General features: G+C 38.0%; 16 protein-coding genes, 2 tRNA genes and 1 pseudogene. 10 read left to right on the top strand and 9 right to left on the bottom strand.

Translation table 11 applies throughout. From position 1 onward, the window contains the following. The first annotated feature begins 189 nt into the window (after window positions 1-189). The 6 genes from NMG88_RS13290 to NMG88_RS13265 all read left to right on the top strand — a co-directional run bounded on the left by NMG88_RS13290 (window position 190) and on the right by NMG88_RS13265 (window position 6,005). A complete protein-coding gene (locus NMG88_RS13290; RefSeq protein ID WP_254035513.1) occupies window positions 190-1,347 on the top strand; it encodes a HesA/MoeB/ThiF family protein in 1,158 nt (385 codons plus the stop codon). 8 nt (window positions 1,348-1,355) lie between these two features. Beyond that, window positions 1,356-1,610, top strand: a complete 255-nt coding sequence (locus NMG88_RS13285; protein ID WP_227350780.1) for a ubiquitin family protein — start codon at window positions 1,356-1,358, stop codon at window positions 1,608-1,610. A gap of 2 nt (window positions 1,611-1,612) precedes the next feature. Further along, window positions 1,613-2,122: a ubiquitin-conjugating enzyme E2 gene (locus tag NMG88_RS13280; protein WP_083619416.1), complete on the top strand. Its 510-nt coding sequence runs from the start codon at window positions 1,613-1,615 to the stop codon at window positions 2,120-2,122. Between the two features lie 56 nt (window positions 2,123-2,178). Then, window positions 2,179-2,889 carry a Mov34/MPN/PAD-1 family protein gene (locus tag NMG88_RS13275; protein ID WP_254035512.1) on the top strand — a complete coding sequence of 237 codons (711 nt, stop codon included), beginning with the start codon at window positions 2,179-2,181 and terminating at the stop codon, window positions 2,887-2,889. A gap of 182 nt (window positions 2,890-3,071) precedes the next feature. Then, window positions 3,072-5,282: a tetratricopeptide repeat protein gene (locus NMG88_RS13270; RefSeq protein ID WP_254035511.1), complete on the top strand. Its 2,211-nt coding sequence runs from the start codon at window positions 3,072-3,074 to the stop codon at window positions 5,280-5,282. Between the two features lie 24 nt (window positions 5,283-5,306). Next, window positions 5,307-6,005 (top strand): hypothetical protein, encoded by a 699-nt coding sequence (locus NMG88_RS13265; RefSeq protein ID WP_254035510.1) that lies wholly within the window; start codon window positions 5,307-5,309, stop codon window positions 6,003-6,005. A 150-nt stretch (window positions 6,006-6,155) separates the two neighbouring features. On the opposite strand, the gene NMG88_RS13260 is transcribed toward NMG88_RS13265, so the two are convergent. The 5 genes and pseudogenes from NMG88_RS13260 to cofG form a co-directional block, all read right to left on the bottom strand. After that, the gene (locus tag NMG88_RS13260) at window positions 6,156-6,623 is read right to left on the bottom strand and encodes an SMI1/KNR4 family protein (protein WP_254035509.1); all 468 of its coding nucleotides are present in this window, start codon (window positions 6,621-6,623) and stop codon (window positions 6,156-6,158) included. A gap of 676 nt (window positions 6,624-7,299) precedes the next feature. After that, a pseudogene (locus NMG88_RS13255) lies at window positions 7,300-7,586 on the bottom strand (transposase); the annotation flags it as partial. A gap of 143 nt (window positions 7,587-7,729) precedes the next feature. After that, complete coding sequence (locus NMG88_RS13250; protein ID WP_042154787.1) at window positions 7,730-8,950, bottom strand: DNA double-strand break repair nuclease NurA; 1,221 nt, start codon at window positions 8,948-8,950, stop codon at window positions 7,730-7,732. A gap of 124 nt (window positions 8,951-9,074) precedes the next feature. Continuing rightward, window positions 9,075-9,145: transfer RNA gene (locus tag NMG88_RS13245), tRNA-Cys, on the bottom strand. Between the two features lie 16 nt (window positions 9,146-9,161). After that, complete coding sequence (cofG, locus tag NMG88_RS13240; protein ID WP_430204144.1) at window positions 9,162-10,139, bottom strand: 7,8-didemethyl-8-hydroxy-5-deazariboflavin synthase subunit CofG; 978 nt, start codon at window positions 10,137-10,139, stop codon at window positions 9,162-9,164. A gap of 197 nt (window positions 10,140-10,336) precedes the next feature. Between cofG and NMG88_RS13235 the strand changes: the two genes are divergently transcribed. After that, complete coding sequence (locus NMG88_RS13235) at window positions 10,337-12,397, top strand: prolyl oligopeptidase family serine peptidase (protein WP_254035507.1); 2,061 nt, start codon at window positions 10,337-10,339, stop codon at window positions 12,395-12,397. A 94-nt stretch (window positions 12,398-12,491) separates the two neighbouring features. On the opposite strand, the gene NMG88_RS13230 is transcribed toward NMG88_RS13235, so the two are convergent. Continuing rightward, complete coding sequence (locus NMG88_RS13230; RefSeq protein WP_235751606.1) at window positions 12,492-13,982, bottom strand: hypothetical protein; 1,491 nt, start codon at window positions 13,980-13,982, stop codon at window positions 12,492-12,494. Between the two features lie 55 nt (window positions 13,983-14,037). Further along, a complete protein-coding gene (locus tag NMG88_RS13225) occupies window positions 14,038-15,021 on the bottom strand; it encodes a GntR family transcriptional regulator (RefSeq protein WP_254035506.1) in 984 nt (327 codons plus the stop codon). Window positions 15,022-15,322: 301 nt separating this feature from the next. Here NMG88_RS13225 and NMG88_RS13220 point away from each other — a divergent pair, with 301 nt between their 5' ends. The 3 genes from NMG88_RS13220 (at window position 15,323) to NMG88_RS13210 (ending at window position 18,269) form a co-directional block, all read left to right on the top strand. Next, window positions 15,323-16,057, top strand: coding sequence for a dienelactone hydrolase family protein (locus NMG88_RS13220; RefSeq protein ID WP_235751607.1), 735 nt, complete (start codon window positions 15,323-15,325; stop codon window positions 16,055-16,057). 181 nt (window positions 16,058-16,238) lie between these two features. Beyond that, entirely contained in the window at window positions 16,239-17,123 is an 885-nt protein-coding gene (locus tag NMG88_RS13215; RefSeq protein ID WP_026787931.1) for a S1 RNA-binding domain-containing protein, read from the top strand. Between the two features lie 192 nt (window positions 17,124-17,315). Then, window positions 17,316-18,269, top strand: a complete 954-nt coding sequence (locus NMG88_RS13210) for a BadF/BadG/BcrA/BcrD ATPase family protein (RefSeq protein WP_235751608.1) — start codon at window positions 17,316-17,318, stop codon at window positions 18,267-18,269. A 37-nt stretch (window positions 18,270-18,306) separates the two neighbouring features. Here NMG88_RS13210 and pyrF read toward each other — a convergent pair whose 3' ends face one another. Together pyrF and NMG88_RS13200 are read right to left on the bottom strand one after the other, a co-directional pair. Beyond that, window positions 18,307-19,014 (bottom strand): orotidine-5'-phosphate decarboxylase, encoded by a 708-nt coding sequence (gene pyrF / locus NMG88_RS13205; protein WP_042154800.1) that lies wholly within the window; start codon window positions 19,012-19,014, stop codon window positions 18,307-18,309. A 106-nt stretch (window positions 19,015-19,120) separates the two neighbouring features. Continuing rightward, window positions 19,121-19,194 (bottom strand) — tRNA-Met (locus NMG88_RS13200). Window positions 19,195-19,211: the final 17 nt, after the last annotated feature.

Genomic DNA, 19,211 nt, shown 5'->3' with positions numbered 1-19,211 from the left:
CAAAAAAATATGTGAGGTATAAACTCCTAAGATATAACTCAAGAAATGATGGATGCGATCGCCCTAATTCATTTTAATTTTTGAGTATCTATTTCTTTGATCACCCTAATTTCATCAGAGCATCGCTATTCATTGCTACTCGGTAAATTCCTCTATTTTAGGGGGACTATAAACTCTAACTTGGCTCTCATGGATTCATTTGTTATCGAAACTGAAGTTGAAAGCCGTTATGATCGACATCATTTAATCGATTGGTGGCAACAAGAACGATTAAAATCTGCAAAGGTTTTAATTGCAGGAGCAGGTGCATTAGGAAATGAAGTTCTTAAAAACCTAGCCCTTGTTGGTGTTGGTAATATAACTATCATTGACTTTGATACTGTTTCTATTACCAACTTGACCCGTTCTGTTTTATTTCGAGAGTCTGATGTGGGATTGCCAAAAGTCGAAGTTGCACGTCAACGAGCTTTAGAAATTAATCCCGAATTATCTATCCAAACAATTTACGGAGATTTGGAATTTGATCTCAGTATTGGAGATGTCCGAAAACATGACATTATTATTGGTTGTTTAGATAGTGTAAATGCACGCTGGGCTATCAACCAAATGGCTTATCGCGCTGGAATTCCTTGGATTAATGGTGGTCTTGGTGTCGGGGAAGGAGAAGTTAGTTTTTTTGACCCTAAAACCGAGGCAGCTTGCTATGAATGCAGCATTTCTAATGCGATGTGGGAACGACGCAACCAACGTTATTCTTGCCAAGGAATGAAGCGGAATATTCCAGAAACCGCAATGCCAACCACTGCCACAATTGCTTCCATTGTTGGAGCTATGCAGGTACAGCAAGCCTTACTTTATTTACATGAACAACCTGGTTTTCTCAACCCTGGAGAAAAAGTGTTTTTAGGCTTAAATCCTTGGATGGTATTTAAGGTAAATATTCAACGCCAAGAAACTTGTATTGCTCATGATTTAGCTCTTGAACCTCAAGTTCAGATCGGTTATAATTCTAATCTGACAATTCAACAAATTCTTAGGCAGATTGAAGAATCTGGATTTCCAGAACCGATTCTCTCATTGCGAAAAGAAATCATTAGTACAATGCAATGCTTGAATTCAGAATGTGGTTATCAAGAGCGCGTTAATCTTCCTCTAAGTCGATATTCTGAATCTAAACTGGCTTGTCCTAAGTGTCACCAAGAAAGAAGTTTTGAAGTGATTCAGAATTTTTCACTACAGGAATGTGGAGAAAATTTAACCTGGGGAGAATTATGTCTACCAGAGAACGAGATACTACATTGCAAGACCTCGAAAGGTCAAATCGCAATTCAGTTTTGTCCAATTTAGGAGTTAGTATGTCTGATTCAATTTCTTTAGTAATTCGCTCGGCTGATCAAACTCGTAAAGCGTCTGTGACTTTGCCTAAAAATCTCAGCGTTGAAGAACTGGTTCAAGCTACGCAACAACGTTGGAACCTTCCCGGTAAAACCAGTTACGCTGTGCGTGTAGAAAGAACAGGCCAACAACTTGATCCAGGAACAACATTAGGAACAGTTGGGGTTATGGAAAATGATGTTCTCGAAGTTTATCCTATTTTAGAGGCAGGTTGATTATGGGAATTCGTGAAACACGCTTAGAAAATGACTTTAATGAAGTTTCACAACTGATTGCCAATTCAGGTGGAACTATTGCTTTAATTTCTAGCCAAGGTAAACCCGCTTATGAATATGTGATTGAATACCGATGCAAAGGAATTGAACGACTGCAAGGTAATGATCCAGTTTTCCGCACAAATCATCGAGTTAAAATTACTCTCAGCAATGACTATCCAAAAAATTCACCTTCTGCTGAGTTTTTAACTCCTATTTTTCACCCAAATGTTTATACAAACCAACGTGTTTGTCTGGGTTCCTATTGGACAATGGCAGAAAATCTTTCTGAATTAGTGATTCGGATTGGCAAAATTATCCAGTATTCCAAGGACGTTCTAAATTTGAATAGTCCTGCTAATCGTGATGCCAAAGACTGGGCCAATCGTAACCCTAACCGTTATCCAGTGGATAATCAAACCTTCAAAAGTGCTAAAAAGCCACAAGCTCAAATCGTTTGGAATGATGTATGAACTGGGGTACAACTTTCATTGAAAAACTAGAGAAAATATGGGGTTTTGTAAAAGCTATGATGGCAAAAAAAAATGATTCAGAAACCTTGGGTTTGCCTCAAGGACAAGATGAATTAATTCCAGAAGCACTTGATCACGATGAATCAATTCCAGATGAATATAGTATAGAAAAACAGGAGGTGATTAAATCTCAATCAATGATTGAATGGGTAGAATCTGAGGATGTTTTTAAACCAACAGAAAAGCCAATTCAAGAATTTATACAAGAGCGCAATATTACTCCACCATACCCTAAAGTTTATATTTTAGAAGATGCTCTAAAAAATCTAATAGAGCATTTAAAAAGTAACTTAAGGGTTGAACAGGGGGGAATTTTATTTGGTAATGCTTACACTGATCCTACGTTTGGGATTTATGTGGAAGTAACAGCCGCTGTACCTGCACCCGCAACTATTGGAACTGGAGCATCTTTAGAATTTACACCAGATTCTTGGGTCGGAATTATGAACCACGCTAAAGCAACTCATCCAGAAGCAAATATTATTGGCTGGTATCATTCTCACCCTGATATTGGTGTATTTATGTCGGGAACAGATATGCGGACTCAACGCTCTTTTTTCCCCCATCCTTGGTGTTTATCCATTGTCTATGATCCAGTACAAAATACAACTGGTTACTTTTTAGGGGAGAAAGCTCAAAAAGTCGAACCTAATTTATTTAAGACTCAAGAAACGATACAAGAACCCGTCAAATCGGATACCAATTAATAGGAGATCACAACTTCAAAATCCCATAGATTATAGATGTATGAGTAATAGACAGAGTGATAGCTCAGGAGGATATTGTGGCTGTATAGGCTGCTCAGTTTTCTTGTGTTTATTAATTCCGCCCCTCTGGTTTATTGTTCTTCCATTGGGTTTAATCTTTTGGATTCTATCTTTTGAATAATGTGGCATCTTCTAACAATTCACAATCCTCCTCTGAGTCGTCTACTTCTCAAATGCAAAATCAAGCCAATACTACAAGCTCGTCTTCTTCTGCAACTGTAGATAGACATGGTATTAGTTGGATAGAAGATCCCACATCTACAACATTGTCATCATCACAGACATCAAATCCTATTGTTGATAACGATTTTTTAAGCGGAAGTCAACACTTCTTTGATATTGATGAACTGTTGAGAAACTTAATTGGACAAAAAGATTTAGTCAGTCGAGAAGAATTTAAACCTGGAGAAACAATTTATCTTTGTGTTCGCTGTCAACTCGGCTATCATGAAGACAGTTACCTATATATCAATAATAGATGTGATCAATGCCAAACAAATGATAAAATAACAGCCTATACTTTACCCCACCATCTGTCTTTCGATGACTATTATAATCAGGGTATTTCAGCATTTAATCAGAAAAACTATGAGCAAGCTATTAACAAATTTACTAGAGCATTAACCCTTGATCCTAATCATACTGATGCTTACGTTTGGCGAAGCGATGCCTATATTCAATTAGGTCAATATCAGCAAACAATAGAAGATTGTACCCAAATTATCAGCATTGATCCTGATAATATTCCTGCTTATGTTAGACGAGGTTTTGCTCGTCTGTCATTAGAAGAATATCAACAATCTCTTGAAGATAGTAATAGAGCTATTAGTCTTATTAGTCTTACTTTTAATCAGACTCATACTGATAGCTGGTTATCTCAAGCCTATGCTCAACAAGGTGATGCTCATCAAGCTTTAGGAAACAGTAATGAAGCTATTGAAAATTATCAAAAAGCTTTAGATATTGTCCCTAATGATGATCTTCGAGCTAAACTAGATGCTCTAAATAATGCTAAAAATCATTTATTTGAGCAATATTTTAATCAGGGAATTACTCTGGTTAACCAAGAAAACTATCAGCAAGCTATTGAACAATTTACAAGGGCGTTAACCCTTAATCCTAATCATGCTGATGCTTACGTTTGGCGAGGTTATGTTTATCATTGTCTAAATAAGTATCAGGAAGTTATTGATAATTGCAACCAAGCAATTAGACTAAATCCTAATCATGCTAATGCTTATGGTAACCGAGCAAATGCTTATAATTATCTAAAAAATTACGAGCAAGCTATTAACGACTGCAACCAAGCCATTAGGCTGAATCCTAATCATGCTGATGCTTATATTAACCGAGCATTTGCTCAGATGGAATTAGGAGAGTATCAACAAGCTATTGATGACTGTAAAGAAGCGATTAGACTTAATCCTAATCATGTTAATGCTCATCAACATCTAACTAATGCTAAGAATCGTTTATTTGAGCAACATAAGGTTAATGCTTATATTCAATTAGGTCAATATCAGCAAGATTTAGGAAACACTAATGAAGCTATTGAAAATTATCAAAAAGCTTTAGATATTGTCTCTACTGATTATCTTCGAGCTAAACTAGATGCTTTACAAAATCAAGTAACCCAATCAAGCCAAGTTTCCACAAATGTTTTAACCTTCGAGGAATTTTTTGGTTTAGATCAAATTGTTGAAAATCAAGAAAATACTGCTCAGGTTAACAAAATACTATGGGAAGATATTCCGAAAAATATTCCACTCGATGTTGAAATCGATAACTTTTCTAAAAAACAAGATTTTAACCCATTTGAAATGGAATTTTTACCCCAGAAAATACCTGATATACTACTTGAATCTAATGAGCTTGATATTGATGCAAGTTATGATCCTTTTAAAATTGAAGTTTTAACAGATCAAGCTCATGAAGATATTGAGATTCTATTTGAGGAGGCAGATCATGAAATTTCTACAATTGATTTATTACAAGAGCTACAATTAGCCAAAGAAAAATTACAAGCCAGAGATTATGAAGCAGCAATTGAAAAATTTAATTTAGTCTTAAATCATAACCCTGATGAATTTGAAGCCTATTATCATCGAGGAATAGCTTATGCTGAAGTAGGTTTATATTCAAATGCAATTGGAGATTTTAATACAACTATAGCGTTAAACAAATATAATGCTGAGGCTTACTTTCAACGAGGTATGATCTACAAACAAACAGGAGATTATAAACAAGCTATTAGAGATTTTGAGTTTACTTTATTTTTTAAACCCAATCATTCTCTAGCTTACCAAAACAAAAGACAATTGATAAATCTTTAATTCCATAAAAACCAGGAGATTAACATGAAAAAATTCTACTGTATCGAACCAGATTTATGTATGAGTCAGCCCGAACTTATTATTCAAAGTTCTAAAGATATGGTTTTACCTAAATATCTTTATACACAACTCATTTATCTCAAAAATGGTAATTTTGCAAATGCAACCACAATTGCTACTCAAATACTGGATGTTTTGGAGCCGGAAGCTGATTCCAATGATTTAATTTTTAGAAATATTAATAATGGAATAATCTATTTTATCAATGAAAAAACTTATGGCGATCAGTTGAATATCTTAAATATACCTTTGGATAATAATAACTTATTAGATTGTTATTTGTTAAGTTCACTGCACCTTGCTGAAATCCTTGAATCTCAAATAGTATTCTTGGCTAGTAGTCCAGAACTACGGAGAAAATGCCATTCCCTCAATATGGAAATAATGGTTGTAGAGGAATTCTTGGTTGGGGGTGAAACTTGGTTTAAACCTGAATTGTTTTTACCCTTACAGGAGTCAACAGTACAACAGGAAGTAACTGTACCAGAAATTACCCAACAAGAATTTAATAACCGAGAATCAACTATTAATAATATCCCTGAAATCCCGTTTCTTATAACTGAACCAGAATCTCCCCAAGATAATTCTTTACCTTCTATTGAATGGCGAGACATCCCAATGCCACCAAAACCTAATAATATTCAGTGGGTAGATATTGTTTGAAATTCATAATCTCCCATGTTGGGATTATACCATTATGCGATCGCGTAAACACACCACTAGCCTATGGCTTCAATTCATCATCTATTCTGATACAACAACAGCAACAAGAGTATTTTCAAATACAGGTGAAATATAAACAAACAGTAGACCTTATACCATAGAAATAGCGATCGCCTTAATGTCTCCCATATTCTGACTGTAACGTCTACCATATTCTTGCCGCAGTTCATCTCTATACCAATCGTCTAAACTCTGGAATTGATCAATTTCTTGATAACTCTCATCAAGTTTAACATAGTAGTTATCAGTTAAACGAACAGCACTCAATCCTGTTCCCAGATGAAACAGTAAATAATTTTTTGACATTCCTTGAGAGTAGTGAAACTCATTTACACTCTCAATATCATCTCCCAAACTATCATCCCCAAATGGACTGAGAATGGTTTCACTCTCGAACAAATCACCCCCATTAGTCTGTTTCCAAAATTCAATTAAATCCTGGGGTAAATTCAATTTATGCTCTTCTAACCAGACTTCTAATTGATTAGATTCAATTGCACCATTCCACACAAATAGTTGGGGATGACGTGCAGCATCTTGCATCAGTATATTATTCATTGTGTTGCTAGGAACTCCTCTAAAAAACCAATAAATGCGTAAGTATTTTTCTCAAAGCGAACACCTTGCCCAAGATCGTTATAAACATCAGTAACTTTATCACCAATAAACTGTCTTTTTGGGTGAGTGAGAATATTTTGAATTAACACCTCAGCATTAAGTTGAGTTGGTTCAATACCCTGAAAAACTGAAGCATATCCTCCTGAATTAGCGTGTCCTTGTTTTTTAGCAATAGCCCTCGCCCCCTCCGTTGTTTGACCCCGAATTTTTCGAGAACTGACGACAACTTGTTCAATTTCTGCTTCTGTAATAAATAGCTACTCCTTCTCAAATTAACTTCAATGTTAGCATATACCTCTAGGTTTGATCAAGGGCGATCGCTCTTTAACAAAAAAACTCTGATCCCAAAACTATTCAATATTGGTCGCCTCAAACCATTACAAAAGTTGTTTGTCAAGGATTTCGAGTCAATGATCAAGTATTGCGTCCGATTGAGGTGATTACCTCTAAATTAGAATGAATAAAAAAATTTTTGAGAATTTGCGTAATTTTGTTATCAGGTAGCAATAGATGATTAAAGCTAAATTCAAAACATTGATATTGAAGGGAAGGGTAATCATGCAATATCAATTACCCAAAAAAAGTAATTGAATAAAAAAATTGACCAAAAAATCTATCTAAGAATCACAGAGAGATTCATGACTAAAAAAGTAATATTAATTGCCGTTTCGGAAGTATGAGCTAGTTTATTCATAATGCGATTGAGGCTAAATCTTCTTTTTTCTTGACCAAATTTACCCTCAATAGCATTCCTAATTTTTTCATCTTCTAATACTTATTTCTTAGTGGTTTTACTACTAATTCCTGGTGGTCTACCTAACGGGGGCCACTCATTCTAATCCCTTTTTCTTTACACCAAGCTCGGTTTTCTCTGGTTCGGTAAATTTTGTCTACATGAATTGTGGGGTTCCGGGTTTAAAGAAAACAGGGCTAAAAGTCCTGCACGCCAACCTACGACGCACAGGACTCTTTGATTGTATTTTCTGATAACTGCTAGAGACGTGCTATAGACGCGCCATGGCACCTCTCTACAGTGATGACTGATTTCACGCAATACTACCTCTTTTTCTTGCTTCCTTATAAGAAATTCCCACATTTCTTAATCCCGCTTTAATCATTTCTTGCTCTAACATGGTAAAAAATCGAGTGCGATCGCCCCCTTTCACCACCGCTTGATTATGGGCTTCTGCTAATACCACTGGATAACCATATCCCTTTTGAACTTGCGCCATCACCATTCCTAATGCTAACTCTAATTGGTCAGAATTTTCTACCACCCAAGCCGGAACTTCTAAACGGGCGATTTCACTACCCATATTCACATAACAAAAATAGATTTGATGATGTTCATATAAATCTAAAATTGATGAATTAGAACGCCAAAAAGGACTCCGTTGACCGGGTTTTAATTGGGATTCCCATAATACCGTATCCCGCAGGGGTTCAAACACTTGACAAGGGGCTTTTTTCTCGCTTCCGGTTGAAATTATACCTCCTATCCCCGGACAATGTTGTAAACAATTGGGTTGATCAAAGGGACAGGATTGTAACCGTAAAAAAGATAAACTTTCACTACTACGAGAAGCACTGACATATCCAAATAAAGGAATACCCGCTAACCGTAACTGTTCCCAAGATTCTAAAATTGGTAATAAAATTAAATCTCTGGCTTCTGAGGGTAATTGTTCTAAAAACCAATAGATTAACGAGCCATCAACTAAGGCTAAAGTGGGAACTGTTAACTGTTGATTTGGTGAAATTTCTAATAATTGATTCCCCGATTCTGCTAAAATAATTGCTTCGGATACGGCCCGACGATATCCCATCCATTCTTCGGTTTTGATTCCCCATTGGCGGGATAAATATAAGTCTTCCGGGCGATAATAAATTTCAGGAATACTATCTAAAATCGGATGACGACTTTGACCATAATGTAAAATTACTCGTCCAACATTAATTAAATAACAATAGGCTATTTCATGGGCACTCGGCGCAATTTGGGAACCATCCGTGGCAAAAACAGTATGGGCTAAAGGAGGTGCATTAATATCAGGACAATAACTTAAAGGTTCTAAGAGAGTAGCGGGTTTAAAGATCATTTTCGCCTGAAAGTCTTCATAGTTCCGCATTAACTGATCATCATTTAATTTCGCTTGTTCAATTAAATTTAAAGCGATTTCAATGCGTTTACGGGATGCTTCTGCTTCTCGATTAATATGTTGACTCATGCCTTGCATTTGTTGAGCCAATTTTGTTAGATCTAACATAAGTTATTTTGGGGGAAACAAGAAAATGTAGGGGCAGGTTCCGTAATAATATTTGATCATAACAAACAAACTAAATAAAGGATCAAATCCTGAAAGACTAGACCCTATAAATTGATTATTTTAAAGGCGGCACCCAGATTTGAACTGGGGATGGAGATTTTGCAGACCTCTGCCTTACCGCTTGGCTATGCCGCCACGACCATGCAGTTATTTAATATAACACAGGTGTTTCTGAAATAGCAAGTTTTTTTCGCCATTTTGTTAGAAGTCCTTGCAGGTCAGGGCATACCCAAGGATCGTATTGGGGATAAACGGGCAACCGTCGCACCAATTCCCAGCCATTGGGGGCTAGAATCGTCTGTAAGGTTTGATCCTGATCCTGGGGATAATCGGGGTTCACTTCGTCACGGGGGCCGATTCCGCCGAGATCCCGCGCCCCGGCTTCCAAACAGGCTAGTAAAATATCAGGATGGGTAACTAAATTGGGGGGTATTTGTAAGGTAATATCAGCAGGTAAAATAGAATGGGCGATCGCCACAACTTCGGGTAATTGTTGTAAATTAAAACTGTTTCTGGGATCGCTTTGTTGACTCCCTAAACTATGGGGTTGTAAAATTACTTCTTGAATATGTCCCCATCGTTTATGAATCATTGTGATTGCATTTAAAGTATCTCGCCAGTCTGTCGAGGTTTCTCCAATTCCCAATAATAAACCCGTGGTAAATGGTATTTTTAATTCTCCTGCCCATTCTAACTGTTTTAATCGCAGTCCTGGGATTTTACTAGGGGAATAACGATGAACGGTTTCTAATAATTTGGGGTTAATTTGTTCTAACATTAAACCCATAGAAACATTCACTTGTTTTAATTGGGTCATTTCCGTGAAATTTAATGGCCCAACATTGGTATGGGGTAAAAATCCTAAAGATATTGCTAATTCACATAATTCATAAATCCGTTTAAACCAAGCCAAACGTTGAGAACTATTGGGATGGACTTCTCCACTTAATACTAAAATCTCAATAATTCCTTGATTTTGAAGTGATTTTAAAATTTTTTCGGCTTCTGTTAAGGTTAACCAGGGACTTTTACCAATATCGGTTCTAAAGTTACAATAACTACAGCGATTAAAACAATCATACGTCGGAACTAAGGTATAAGCCCGACTGTAAGTAATTTGTTGATTGATCATAAATTTAATTTCATCATAATGATCTTTTTCAATTATAATAGAATCAGTAGGGGTGAGTTCGAGAATACCTCAAAATAATTTATCAAAACTCGCCGATGATCTCAATTTAATCATCTGTCAAGTGGTGCGTGACGCTGCGATGCTCTCACCCTACAGTACACTACAGTACAGTTCAACCCTTATTATTTAACCCCATGTCTGAACAGAATTCAATCTTTAGCTATCCTCAAACTCGGAAATCTGATCAAGTTGACAATTATCATGGCGTCACCGTTGCTGACCCCTATCGGTGGTTAGAAGATTTAGACTCAGAAGAAACCGCTTCATGGGTTGAAGCCCAAAACGCGGTAACATTCGGTTATTTGAATCAAATTCCAGCTAAAGAAACCATTAAACAACGCCTAACTCAACTTTGGGATTATGAAAAATATGGGATTCCTTTTAAGCAGGGAAATCGCTATTTTTATTTTAAAAATGATGGACTCCAGAATCAAAGTATTTTGTATGTTCTAGACTCATTAGATGCCGAACCTGAAGTTCTATTAGACCCAAATATCCTATCTGATGATGGTACAGTTGCCCTATCAGGAATATCTATTAGTGAAGATGGAAATTTAATGGCTTATGGGTTATCAACTTCCGGTTCTGATTGGCAAGAATGGAAAGTCAGAGATATTAATACTAAAGAAGATTTATCGGATCATTTAAAATGGGTTAAATTTTCGGGAGCATCTTGGACACACGATCATCAAGGATTCTATTATAGTCGTTATGATCAACCCCAGGACGGAAAACCCTTAGAAGAAATCAATTATTTTCAAAAACTCTATTACCATCATTTAGGAACTGACCAATCTGAAGATACCTTAATTTATGAACGTCCTGATCATAAAGAATGGGGATTTAATGGATTTGTTACCGAAGATGGTAAGTATTTAATTATTTCTGTTTGGAAGGGAACTGAATCTAAAAACTTGGTTTTTTATCAAGATTTAACTCAACCCAATACTGAGGTTATAGAACTAATTTCTGAGTTTGAAGCCAGTTATAGTTTTATTGATTATCAAGGAGATATCTTTTGGTTTACGACGGATTTAGATGCTTCTCGAAGTCGAGTAATTGCCATTGATATTAATACCAAAATTCCTACCGAAATTATTCCCGAAGCTCCAGAAACCCTAGAAGGAGTTAACATTTTAAATAATCAATTCATTGCTGATTATTTAAAAGATGCCCATACTCAAATGAAAATCTTTAATTTAGATGGGTCATTTGTTCGGGAAATTGAATTACCAGGAATTGGTTCTGTGGGAGGTTTTGGTGGGAAGCGATATGATGCGGAAACCTTCTATAGTTATACCAGTTTCACCGCTCCTAATACTATTTATCGCTACAATCTGATTACGGGAGAAAGTACAATTTATCGTCAAGCTCAGGTTGACTTTAATCCCGATGATTACGAAACCCAACAAATTTTTTATCCCAGTAAAGATGGTACTTTAATTCCCATGTTTATTACTGCTAAAAAAGGGGTAGAATTGAATGGAAATAACCCGACAATCTTATATGGATATGGGGGATTTAATATTTCCCTAACGCCTTCGTTTTCTATTAGTCGTTTAGTCTGGTTGGAAATGGGTGGTGTTTATGCGATCGCCAATTTACGAGGCGGGGGAGAATATGGAGAAAATTGGCATCAAGCGGGAACAAAACTCAAGAAACAAAATGTCTTTGATGACTTTATTTGTGCCGCCGAATGGTTAATAGAAAACCGCTATACTTCGGCTGAAAAATTAGCGATTATGGGGGGAAGTAACGGTGGGTTATTAGTAGGAGCTTGTATGATTCAACGCCCGGATTTATTCGCGGCGGTGTTACCTGCGGTGGGGGTTTTAGATATGCTCCGCTTCCATAAATTTACTATTGGTTGGGCCTGGTGTTCCGATTATGGTTCGCCGGAAAATCCCGAAGAATTTCAAGCCTTATACGCCTATTCTCCTCTGCATAATTTGAAGCCAGGAACCGCCTATCCAGCTACTTTAATTACTACAGGAGATCATGATGATCGAGTGGTTCCCGCCCATAGTTTTAAGTTTGCTTCTGCTTTACAGGAACACCATATTGGGGAAAATCCAGTATTAATCAGAATTGAAACTAAAGCCGGACATGGCGCCGGAAAACCCACGGATAAAGTGATTGAGGAAATTGCCGATCAATTTGCTTTTTTAAAGCAAGTTCTCCAGATTAATTCCTAATAGGAGCAGGGGGAGCAGGGGATGCAGAGGGAGCAGGGGAGGGAGGTAAACTCTTTCTATTACCCATTACCCATTCGTAATTCGTAATTCCCCATTATAAAGGAACATGGGTGGCAATTTTTTCGTTATTAGCCCCATAAACTTCTAGGGAAATTTTGGCATTTTGACTAATAGTTTCTAAAGCAACTTTGAGGACTTGAACGTGCTTTTCAGCTTCGGAACGTTTTTTAGAATCCCCTGCTTGATCGGCATTTTTAGCCGTAGATTGAATTTGATTGACATATTCAGAGGTTAAGCGAACCGTAATCAAACTTTCAGTTACACTATAGTTACAAACCTTGGGATTTCCACTGCATAATTTACCTAAATCTTGACGGGCTTTTTCTAAACGAGATGTAATCTGATTTTGAATATCTGCCCGTTTCCAAGACTCATTAAATGTTGTTAAAAGGGGCTTAATTTTCGCAGAATAGGAACTACTAACCGGAACTTGTTTTCCGTAACTGACCGCCCGACTCCAATAGGTAACAGCCTCAGACCAAGCACCCCGTTGTTCTAAAAGTTTGGCTTGTTCAGAATTACTAATCGCTTGATTATAAGCATCTAAACCCACTTGTTCAATGGTTTTGCGATCGCGAGCCGATTCTACTTTAGGTTGATACCGGGCTAATAAAACCTGGGCTGATTGATAAGCCGTTGTCCCATAGGGAATAGTCGATAAAGTATTAGCTGCGGTTTGCCAAGTTTCAAACACCTGTTGCCAACTTTCGGCATATTTGGCTACTCCTTGACGGGCTTCTGCAACTTGGGCGGTTTTCTTGGCTGTGGCTAAAATTTGTTCCCCATCCCGTTCTAATTTTAAGCGATTTCTCACATCCCCTAAATTAGCACGATATTGTTGCCATCGGGCTTGAGCAAAGGGATAAACAATACTACTATTAGGAACTTGATCTAAAAGGGCGATCGCTTCTTCCCACATCGATTGCATTTTCGTCCAATCTGCTACGGAATGGGGTGGATTTTGACCCATTTCTGAAGCCTTTGCTGCCACATTTAAGGATTTAACTACCGAATTTAATTCGTTATATTCTTGACGATAAACCGATAAAAGAGCTTGGGATTCAGGATAACGGGGCGACCAAAAAGGAATGGTTTCTAAGAGTTTAATCCCCGATTGTAAATCTTCTGACGCCAAAATAGGAGCTTTAGAAGAACTGACGGTTTCAATGATTTGTTTAGATTTTTGACTAAAATCTCTGGCGGTATCTATTTCCTGACATTCTCCCGTCACACAGGGACGAGTTACAGTATAAACACATCCAAATACCACGAGTAAAACCGCAGTAATTTTAGCCAGTAAAACTAGATTTAATCCCTTAGTAACTGCTGCTTTTTCGTTAGATTCTTCAGGACTATCAGCTTCTTCCTCAACCGATGCACTAATATCATTTAAAGCCTCTATATCTTGAATATCAAAAGGATTATATTCTTCCGTTTCTTCTTCTAAAAAAGGATTTTTAGCTTCTATCTCGGAGGATTTGCTAATATCTTGTTTTTGCTTTTGTTCTAAAACTGCTGTTTTCATAATTTTCTCCCTAGTAAGTGAGATATTCTACCATTAAAATTTTAGATGTTCAATTTCAACTCAAACCTAACTCCCGTTTGAGTAAATTAATTGATTCTGCACCAATATAATTCGGACAGCAGACCAATTGAGGTTGACGAATCAATTCTTCTCGATTGGTATGAACCAAATTCTTGACCACCGGATAACTGGCTTGATCACAAATAATAATCCGGGCTGTGCGAATAATCGAATTAATCTTATGGGGATCGGTTAATTGAGCCGTCAGTACCAAAATATCATCCCCCCGCAAGCTGTGAATAATCACTTCCGTCGCCCTTAATAACCCCGAACTCAGACTCACAATTCCTAAATAAGTCCCCTTGGGAGCATCCCGCACCAACTCAATTTCCTTCGCATAGTTATGAATATCAATCGGAATCACCCGCACGGACTTAGGGGCGGCAATGGCTTCGGCTTGTCCAATAAAATAGCGACTGGTCACCACCGTTCCCGATGGGACTTTTTCTAATAATTCGGGTAGCTGTTCAATCGGGACTAATTGTACTGGAATTTTTAGGGCTTCTTCTAATTCCTGAGCCATTAATTCTCCAATCCCAATATCTTGAGCCGGAGCCGTTACTAAAACCCGGGCACTACACCGTAATCGCCAATCAATTTCCCCAAGAAACATTTCTCTGGCTTGATTCAGGGTACATCCTTGAGATAATAATTCATCCAAACTTCGTTGAATAGTTTTATTAGCTTGGGGATAATCTTCTAAAATCGGCGAGTTTAACCTAGAGCCACTTTCATTACCTAAAGCCCGCACATAAATCCCCGATCCCGCCTGAGCTTCTACTAAACCATTATCTTCCAATTGTCGATAAACTTTGCTAATCGTATTCCGGTGTAATCCCGTTTCCATCGCCAGTTGACGAGTGCTGGGTAAACGTTGTCCAGGGGGAAATTCTCGAGAGGCGATCGCAAATCTAATCTGATTAAATAGTTGGTTAGAGGCGGGAATATCGCTATCAGGTTGAATATAAAACCGAACCATGATTACATCTCCAAGGCAATAAAGCAAAATGGGTTAAGTGTCTATTTCCCAGACATTACTGTTTGAGAAAAATATGGATTTATCTCCTGAAAATTTGTACACCCTTTAATTTTAATTGTGCCATTTATTGATTGGCTTTTTGTTTTTTTTAACGAGTTCTAAAGTTTTACCCGTTTTGTATCAGAAAGTTTTGATTAATTGTATTCATTATCAATTGTAATCATTTGATATCTTGCATATTACCCGATTTGGGGATATATCGGTATAGTGTTGAGAGTTATTCGTAACAGATTAAAAGATAATGATCAATCAACCCCTACACACCACCAATGTTCAGATTCCCAATGGGGACTTACAAATTGACGCCTATCTCGCTCAACCCCAGGGAGTAGGGCCATTTCCCGCCGTGATTGTGATTCAAGAAATTTTTGGGGTTAATTCCCATATTAGAGATGTTACCGAACGCATCGCTAAAGAAGGATATATTGCGATCGCACCCGCCATTTATCAACGCTTTGCCCCGGGTTTTGATGTCGGTTATACTCCAGAGGATATAGAATTAGGACGAAAATATAAAGATCAAACTACCGCCCCAGAACTATTAAGCGATATTCAAGCCACCCTCAAATACTTAAAAACCCTCCCCAACCTCAAACCCAAATTCGGTTCCATTGGGTTTTGTTTTGGCGGCCATATTGTTTATTTAGCTGCTACCATCCCCGATATCCAAGCCACAGCCTGTTTCTATGGGGCTGGGATTGCTACTATGACCCCCGGTGGCGGAGCATCAACAATCACCCGCACAGCAGACATTCAAGGGGTTCTCTATGGCTTTTTTGGCACAGAAGATCCCCTAATTCCTAACGAACAAGTAGATCAAATCGAAACCGAACTCCAAAACCATCAAATTCCCCATCAAATTTTCCGCTACAAAACCGATCACGGCTTCTTCTGCGACCAACGCAGCACCTACAACCCCCAAGCTGCTCAAGACGCCTGGATGCAGGTTAAACAACTCTTTGAGCAGCAGTTATAGGGAATGGGTAATGGGTAATGGGTAATGGGTAATATTTTACTTCCGCCTCCCCTGTCCGCCTTATTGACCCGACCTCCTCTAACTGTGTTATGCTCAGAAGATTGGAGTGTTGTTGAAGACGAGAGCAGCGTTATAAGCAGGTTCCTAACACCTTTATTTTTGTTTTTCTTTACTTTTTGTTATGGCTACTAAAAACCCGTCCTTTTCTCTTGATGATTTTGCCAAAGCCCTAGATCAACAGAATTATGATTTACATAAAGGGCAAATCGTCAAGGGTCAGGTAGAATCCTATACCAGTGATGGTGCTTACATTGATATTAAAGGAGCTAAATCTCCTGGTTTTATTCCTAAAAAAGAGATTTCAATTGTAGAAGTTGAGGATGTTTCCGAAATTCTCCCCTTAAAAGAGGAGCGAGATTTTCTAATTATTAGAGAACAAAATGCCGATGGTCAAATCTTACTTTCCATCCGACAATTAGAAATGAAACAAATTTGGGATCAACTCCTAGATGCTCAAAATGGAGGTCAATCTTTACAAGCTAGAGTGACCGGAGTAAATCGAGGAGGTGTGACCGTTGAAGTTCATTCTTTACGAGGATTTATTCCTCGATCGCATCTCTTAGAAAAAGACGACCTAGATTCCTTAGTTGATCAATCTTTAAGTGTTAGTATTTTAGAATTAGATCCCGAACGGAATAAAATTGTTTTATCCCAAAGATTAGCCTCTCAATCCATCGGTTTTAGTCAACTAGAAGTCGGTCAACTGGTGGAAGGAAAAGTCATGGGAGTTAAACCCTTTGGCGTGTTTGTGGATATTGAAGGAGTGACCGGATTAATTCACATTAAAGAAGTCAGTCAAAAATATGTTGAATCTTTACCCACCCTTTTCCCCGTAGGTAACTTTATCAAAGCAATGGTGATTAGTTTAGATGAAGGTCGCCATCGGATTTCCCTCTCTACCCGAATATTAGAAAATTATCCAGGTGAAGTAGTCGAGAAATTATCAGAAGTGATGGAATCAGCCGAAGCTCGTTCAGAAAGAGCTAAAAAGTTAATTATTCTGTAATTTAAAATTTCCCCCTAATATTATTATTATTTTAGGGGGATTATTTTTGACAAAGACCGATCCAGCAAATCTATCTGTTAAAGTCTTTCCCCCCCTGTTCCGGTGTTCCGGTGTTCCCTCCCCCCCTAGCCCCCCGTGCACGGGGGGTTTGGGGGGGCTGTTCCCTCTATAATTTTAATTGTCAAACTTCTCATGATTCATGTTTTAGGAATTGATGGCGGCGGTTCTAAAACAGTTTGTGTGTTAATGAATGCCGAAGGTCAAATATTAGGACGGGGACAAGCCGGGCCCTCTAATTATCAAACAGTCGGAATTGATGCAGCTAAAATCAACATTATTTCAGCGATTAAACAAGCAGTTGATCAGAGTTTTTTAGCATTAGAAGGGTTAGTTCCAATTCAAGGAATTAGTTTAGGATTAGCAGGAGTAGGGCGTCCTGAAGATATTGATTTAATTCGTAATTTGATCCAAGAAATTCAAACTCACCAAGAATTATCTATTGACTGGAAATTAACCCCAGAAAATATTATTATTAATGGTGATAGTGTAATTGCTTTAGTCGGAGGTTTAGGTCACTCCGTTGGTATAGTTGTAATTGCCGGAACAGGTTCCCATATATTCGGAAAAAATCGTCAAGGAATCACAAAACGAGTCGGCGGTTGGGGTTATATTTTAGGAGATGAAGGCAGTGGTTATGATATTGCGATTCAGGGGCTAAAAGCTTCCTTACGTTCCCATGATGGTCGCCTAGAATATACGAATCTAATTCCCAAATTTAAAGACACTTTAAAGTTAAATTCCATTGAAGAATTAATTCCTATTATTTACCGTCAAGGATGGGGAGTTAAAAAAATTGCTAGTTTAGCGCCCATTGTAGATCAAGTTGCGGCGGAGGGTGATTCGGTCGCTCAAAATATTATTAAAAATGCCGTTAATGAATTAGCTTTAGCTACGGAAGTCGCCATTAATGCTTTATTTGAACCAGCAGAATCCTTTGAAATTGTAGTGACCGGAGGAGTATGGCAAGGATTAGCTAATTTTCGCCATCAATTTGAAGTTGAAATTAATGCGATCGCTCCTTGGGCTAATATTATATCTCCTCGTCATGAACCAGCTTATGGTGCGGGATTGTTAGCGCTAGAATAGTCTGATCATCAAGGACAGTTAGACAATAAACAACAGCTTACTTAATTTCATCAATAATACGTTCTAGGGCCTTAACGGGATCATTAGAGGCGGTGATCGGACGTCCAATAACCAGATAATTCGCCCCGGCTTTCAGGGCTTCGGATGGGGTAAAAGTTCGTTGTTGATCGCCTTTATCTGCCCAAACCGGACGTACCCCCGGACAAACTAACAGAAACTCATCCCCACAGGTTTGACGGAGTTGGGCGACTTCCTGGGGAGAACAAACTGCCCCCGCCAACCCACTTTCTTGAGCTAATAAAGCCATACTTAAAGCATATTCAGGTAACTCTAAAGGCACTTTTAAATCAAAGGCTAAATCCCTAGAATTTAAACTGGTTAATAGGGTAATAGCGATTAATTTGGGGACGGGATAACCCGCCTCCTTTGCGCCATCTTCTGCGGCCATTTGTGCGGCTTTCATGGCTGTTTTTCCGGCTGTTGCATGAAGGGTAATTAAATCCACACCATATCGGGAAGCAGACCGACAAGCTCCAGCAACGGTATTAGGAATATCATGAAATTTTAAATCCAGAAAAATGCGTTTTTCTTGAGATTTGAGGAAGGTTAAAATTTCTGGGCCACAACTAACAAATAATTCTAAACCCACTTTCCAGAATGTAACTTGATGCAGTTTTTCAACTAGGGCGATCGCATCTTCTTTACTAGAAACATCCAAGGGAACAATAATTTTATCTAAGTTCATTTTCAATTATAAATTGTAGTGAGTCCTTTAGGACTCAGTACCAGGAACTTGCCATACCTTCAACAAGTCCCCGTTAAAAAAACAAAGGTGATAATATTTTATAAAATGGCGGGGAGGGGATTTGAACTCCTGACCTTCGGGTTATGAGCCCGACGAGCTACCAGACTGCTCTACCCCGCGTTGCTTTTCTTCCTTTT

This window comes from Planktothrix agardhii (assembly GCF_904830935.1).
GTDB lineage: Bacteria > Cyanobacteriota > Cyanobacteriia > Cyanobacteriales > Microcoleaceae > Planktothrix > Planktothrix agardhii.
This window is presented reverse-complemented; position numbering and strand designations above follow the sequence as displayed.

What these genes read in the sequence shown, in the direction of transcription:
- NMG88_RS13290 (WP_254035513.1), top strand. Translation starts at nt 190, where the DNA reads ATGGATTCATTTGTTATCGAAACTGAAGTTGAAAGCCGTTATGATCGA.
- NMG88_RS13285 (WP_227350780.1), top strand. Translation starts at nt 1,356, where the DNA reads ATGTCTGATTCAATTTCTTTAGTAATTCGCTCGGCTGATCAAACTCGT.
- NMG88_RS13280 (WP_083619416.1), top strand. Translation starts at nt 1,613, where the DNA reads ATGGGAATTCGTGAAACACGCTTAGAAAATGACTTTAATGAAGTTTCA.
- NMG88_RS13275 (WP_254035512.1), top strand. Translation starts at nt 2,179, where the DNA reads ATGATGGCAAAAAAAAATGATTCAGAAACCTTGGGTTTGCCTCAAGGA.
- NMG88_RS13265 (WP_254035510.1), top strand. Translation starts at nt 5,307, where the DNA reads ATGAAAAAATTCTACTGTATCGAACCAGATTTATGTATGAGTCAGCCC.
- NMG88_RS13260 (WP_254035509.1), bottom strand. Translation starts at nt 6,623, where the DNA reads ATGAATAATATACTGATGCAAGATGCTGCACGTCATCCCCAACTATTT.
- NMG88_RS13250 (WP_042154787.1), bottom strand. Translation starts at nt 8,950, where the DNA reads ATGTTAGATCTAACAAAATTGGCTCAACAAATGCAAGGCATGAGTCAA.
- NMG88_RS13235 (WP_254035507.1), top strand. Translation starts at nt 10,337, where the DNA reads ATGTCTGAACAGAATTCAATCTTTAGCTATCCTCAAACTCGGAAATCT.
- NMG88_RS13230 (WP_235751606.1), bottom strand. Translation starts at nt 13,982, where the DNA reads ATGAAAACAGCAGTTTTAGAACAAAAGCAAAAACAAGATATTAGCAAA.
- NMG88_RS13225 (WP_254035506.1), bottom strand. Translation starts at nt 15,021, where the DNA reads ATGGTTCGGTTTTATATTCAACCTGATAGCGATATTCCCGCCTCTAAC.
- NMG88_RS13220 (WP_235751607.1), top strand. Translation starts at nt 15,323, where the DNA reads ATGATCAATCAACCCCTACACACCACCAATGTTCAGATTCCCAATGGG.
- NMG88_RS13215 (WP_026787931.1), top strand. Translation starts at nt 16,239, where the DNA reads ATGGCTACTAAAAACCCGTCCTTTTCTCTTGATGATTTTGCCAAAGCC.
- NMG88_RS13210 (WP_235751608.1), top strand. Translation starts at nt 17,316, where the DNA reads ATGATTCATGTTTTAGGAATTGATGGCGGCGGTTCTAAAACAGTTTGT.
- pyrF (WP_042154800.1), bottom strand. Translation starts at nt 19,014, where the DNA reads ATGAACTTAGATAAAATTATTGTTCCCTTGGATGTTTCTAGTAAAGAA.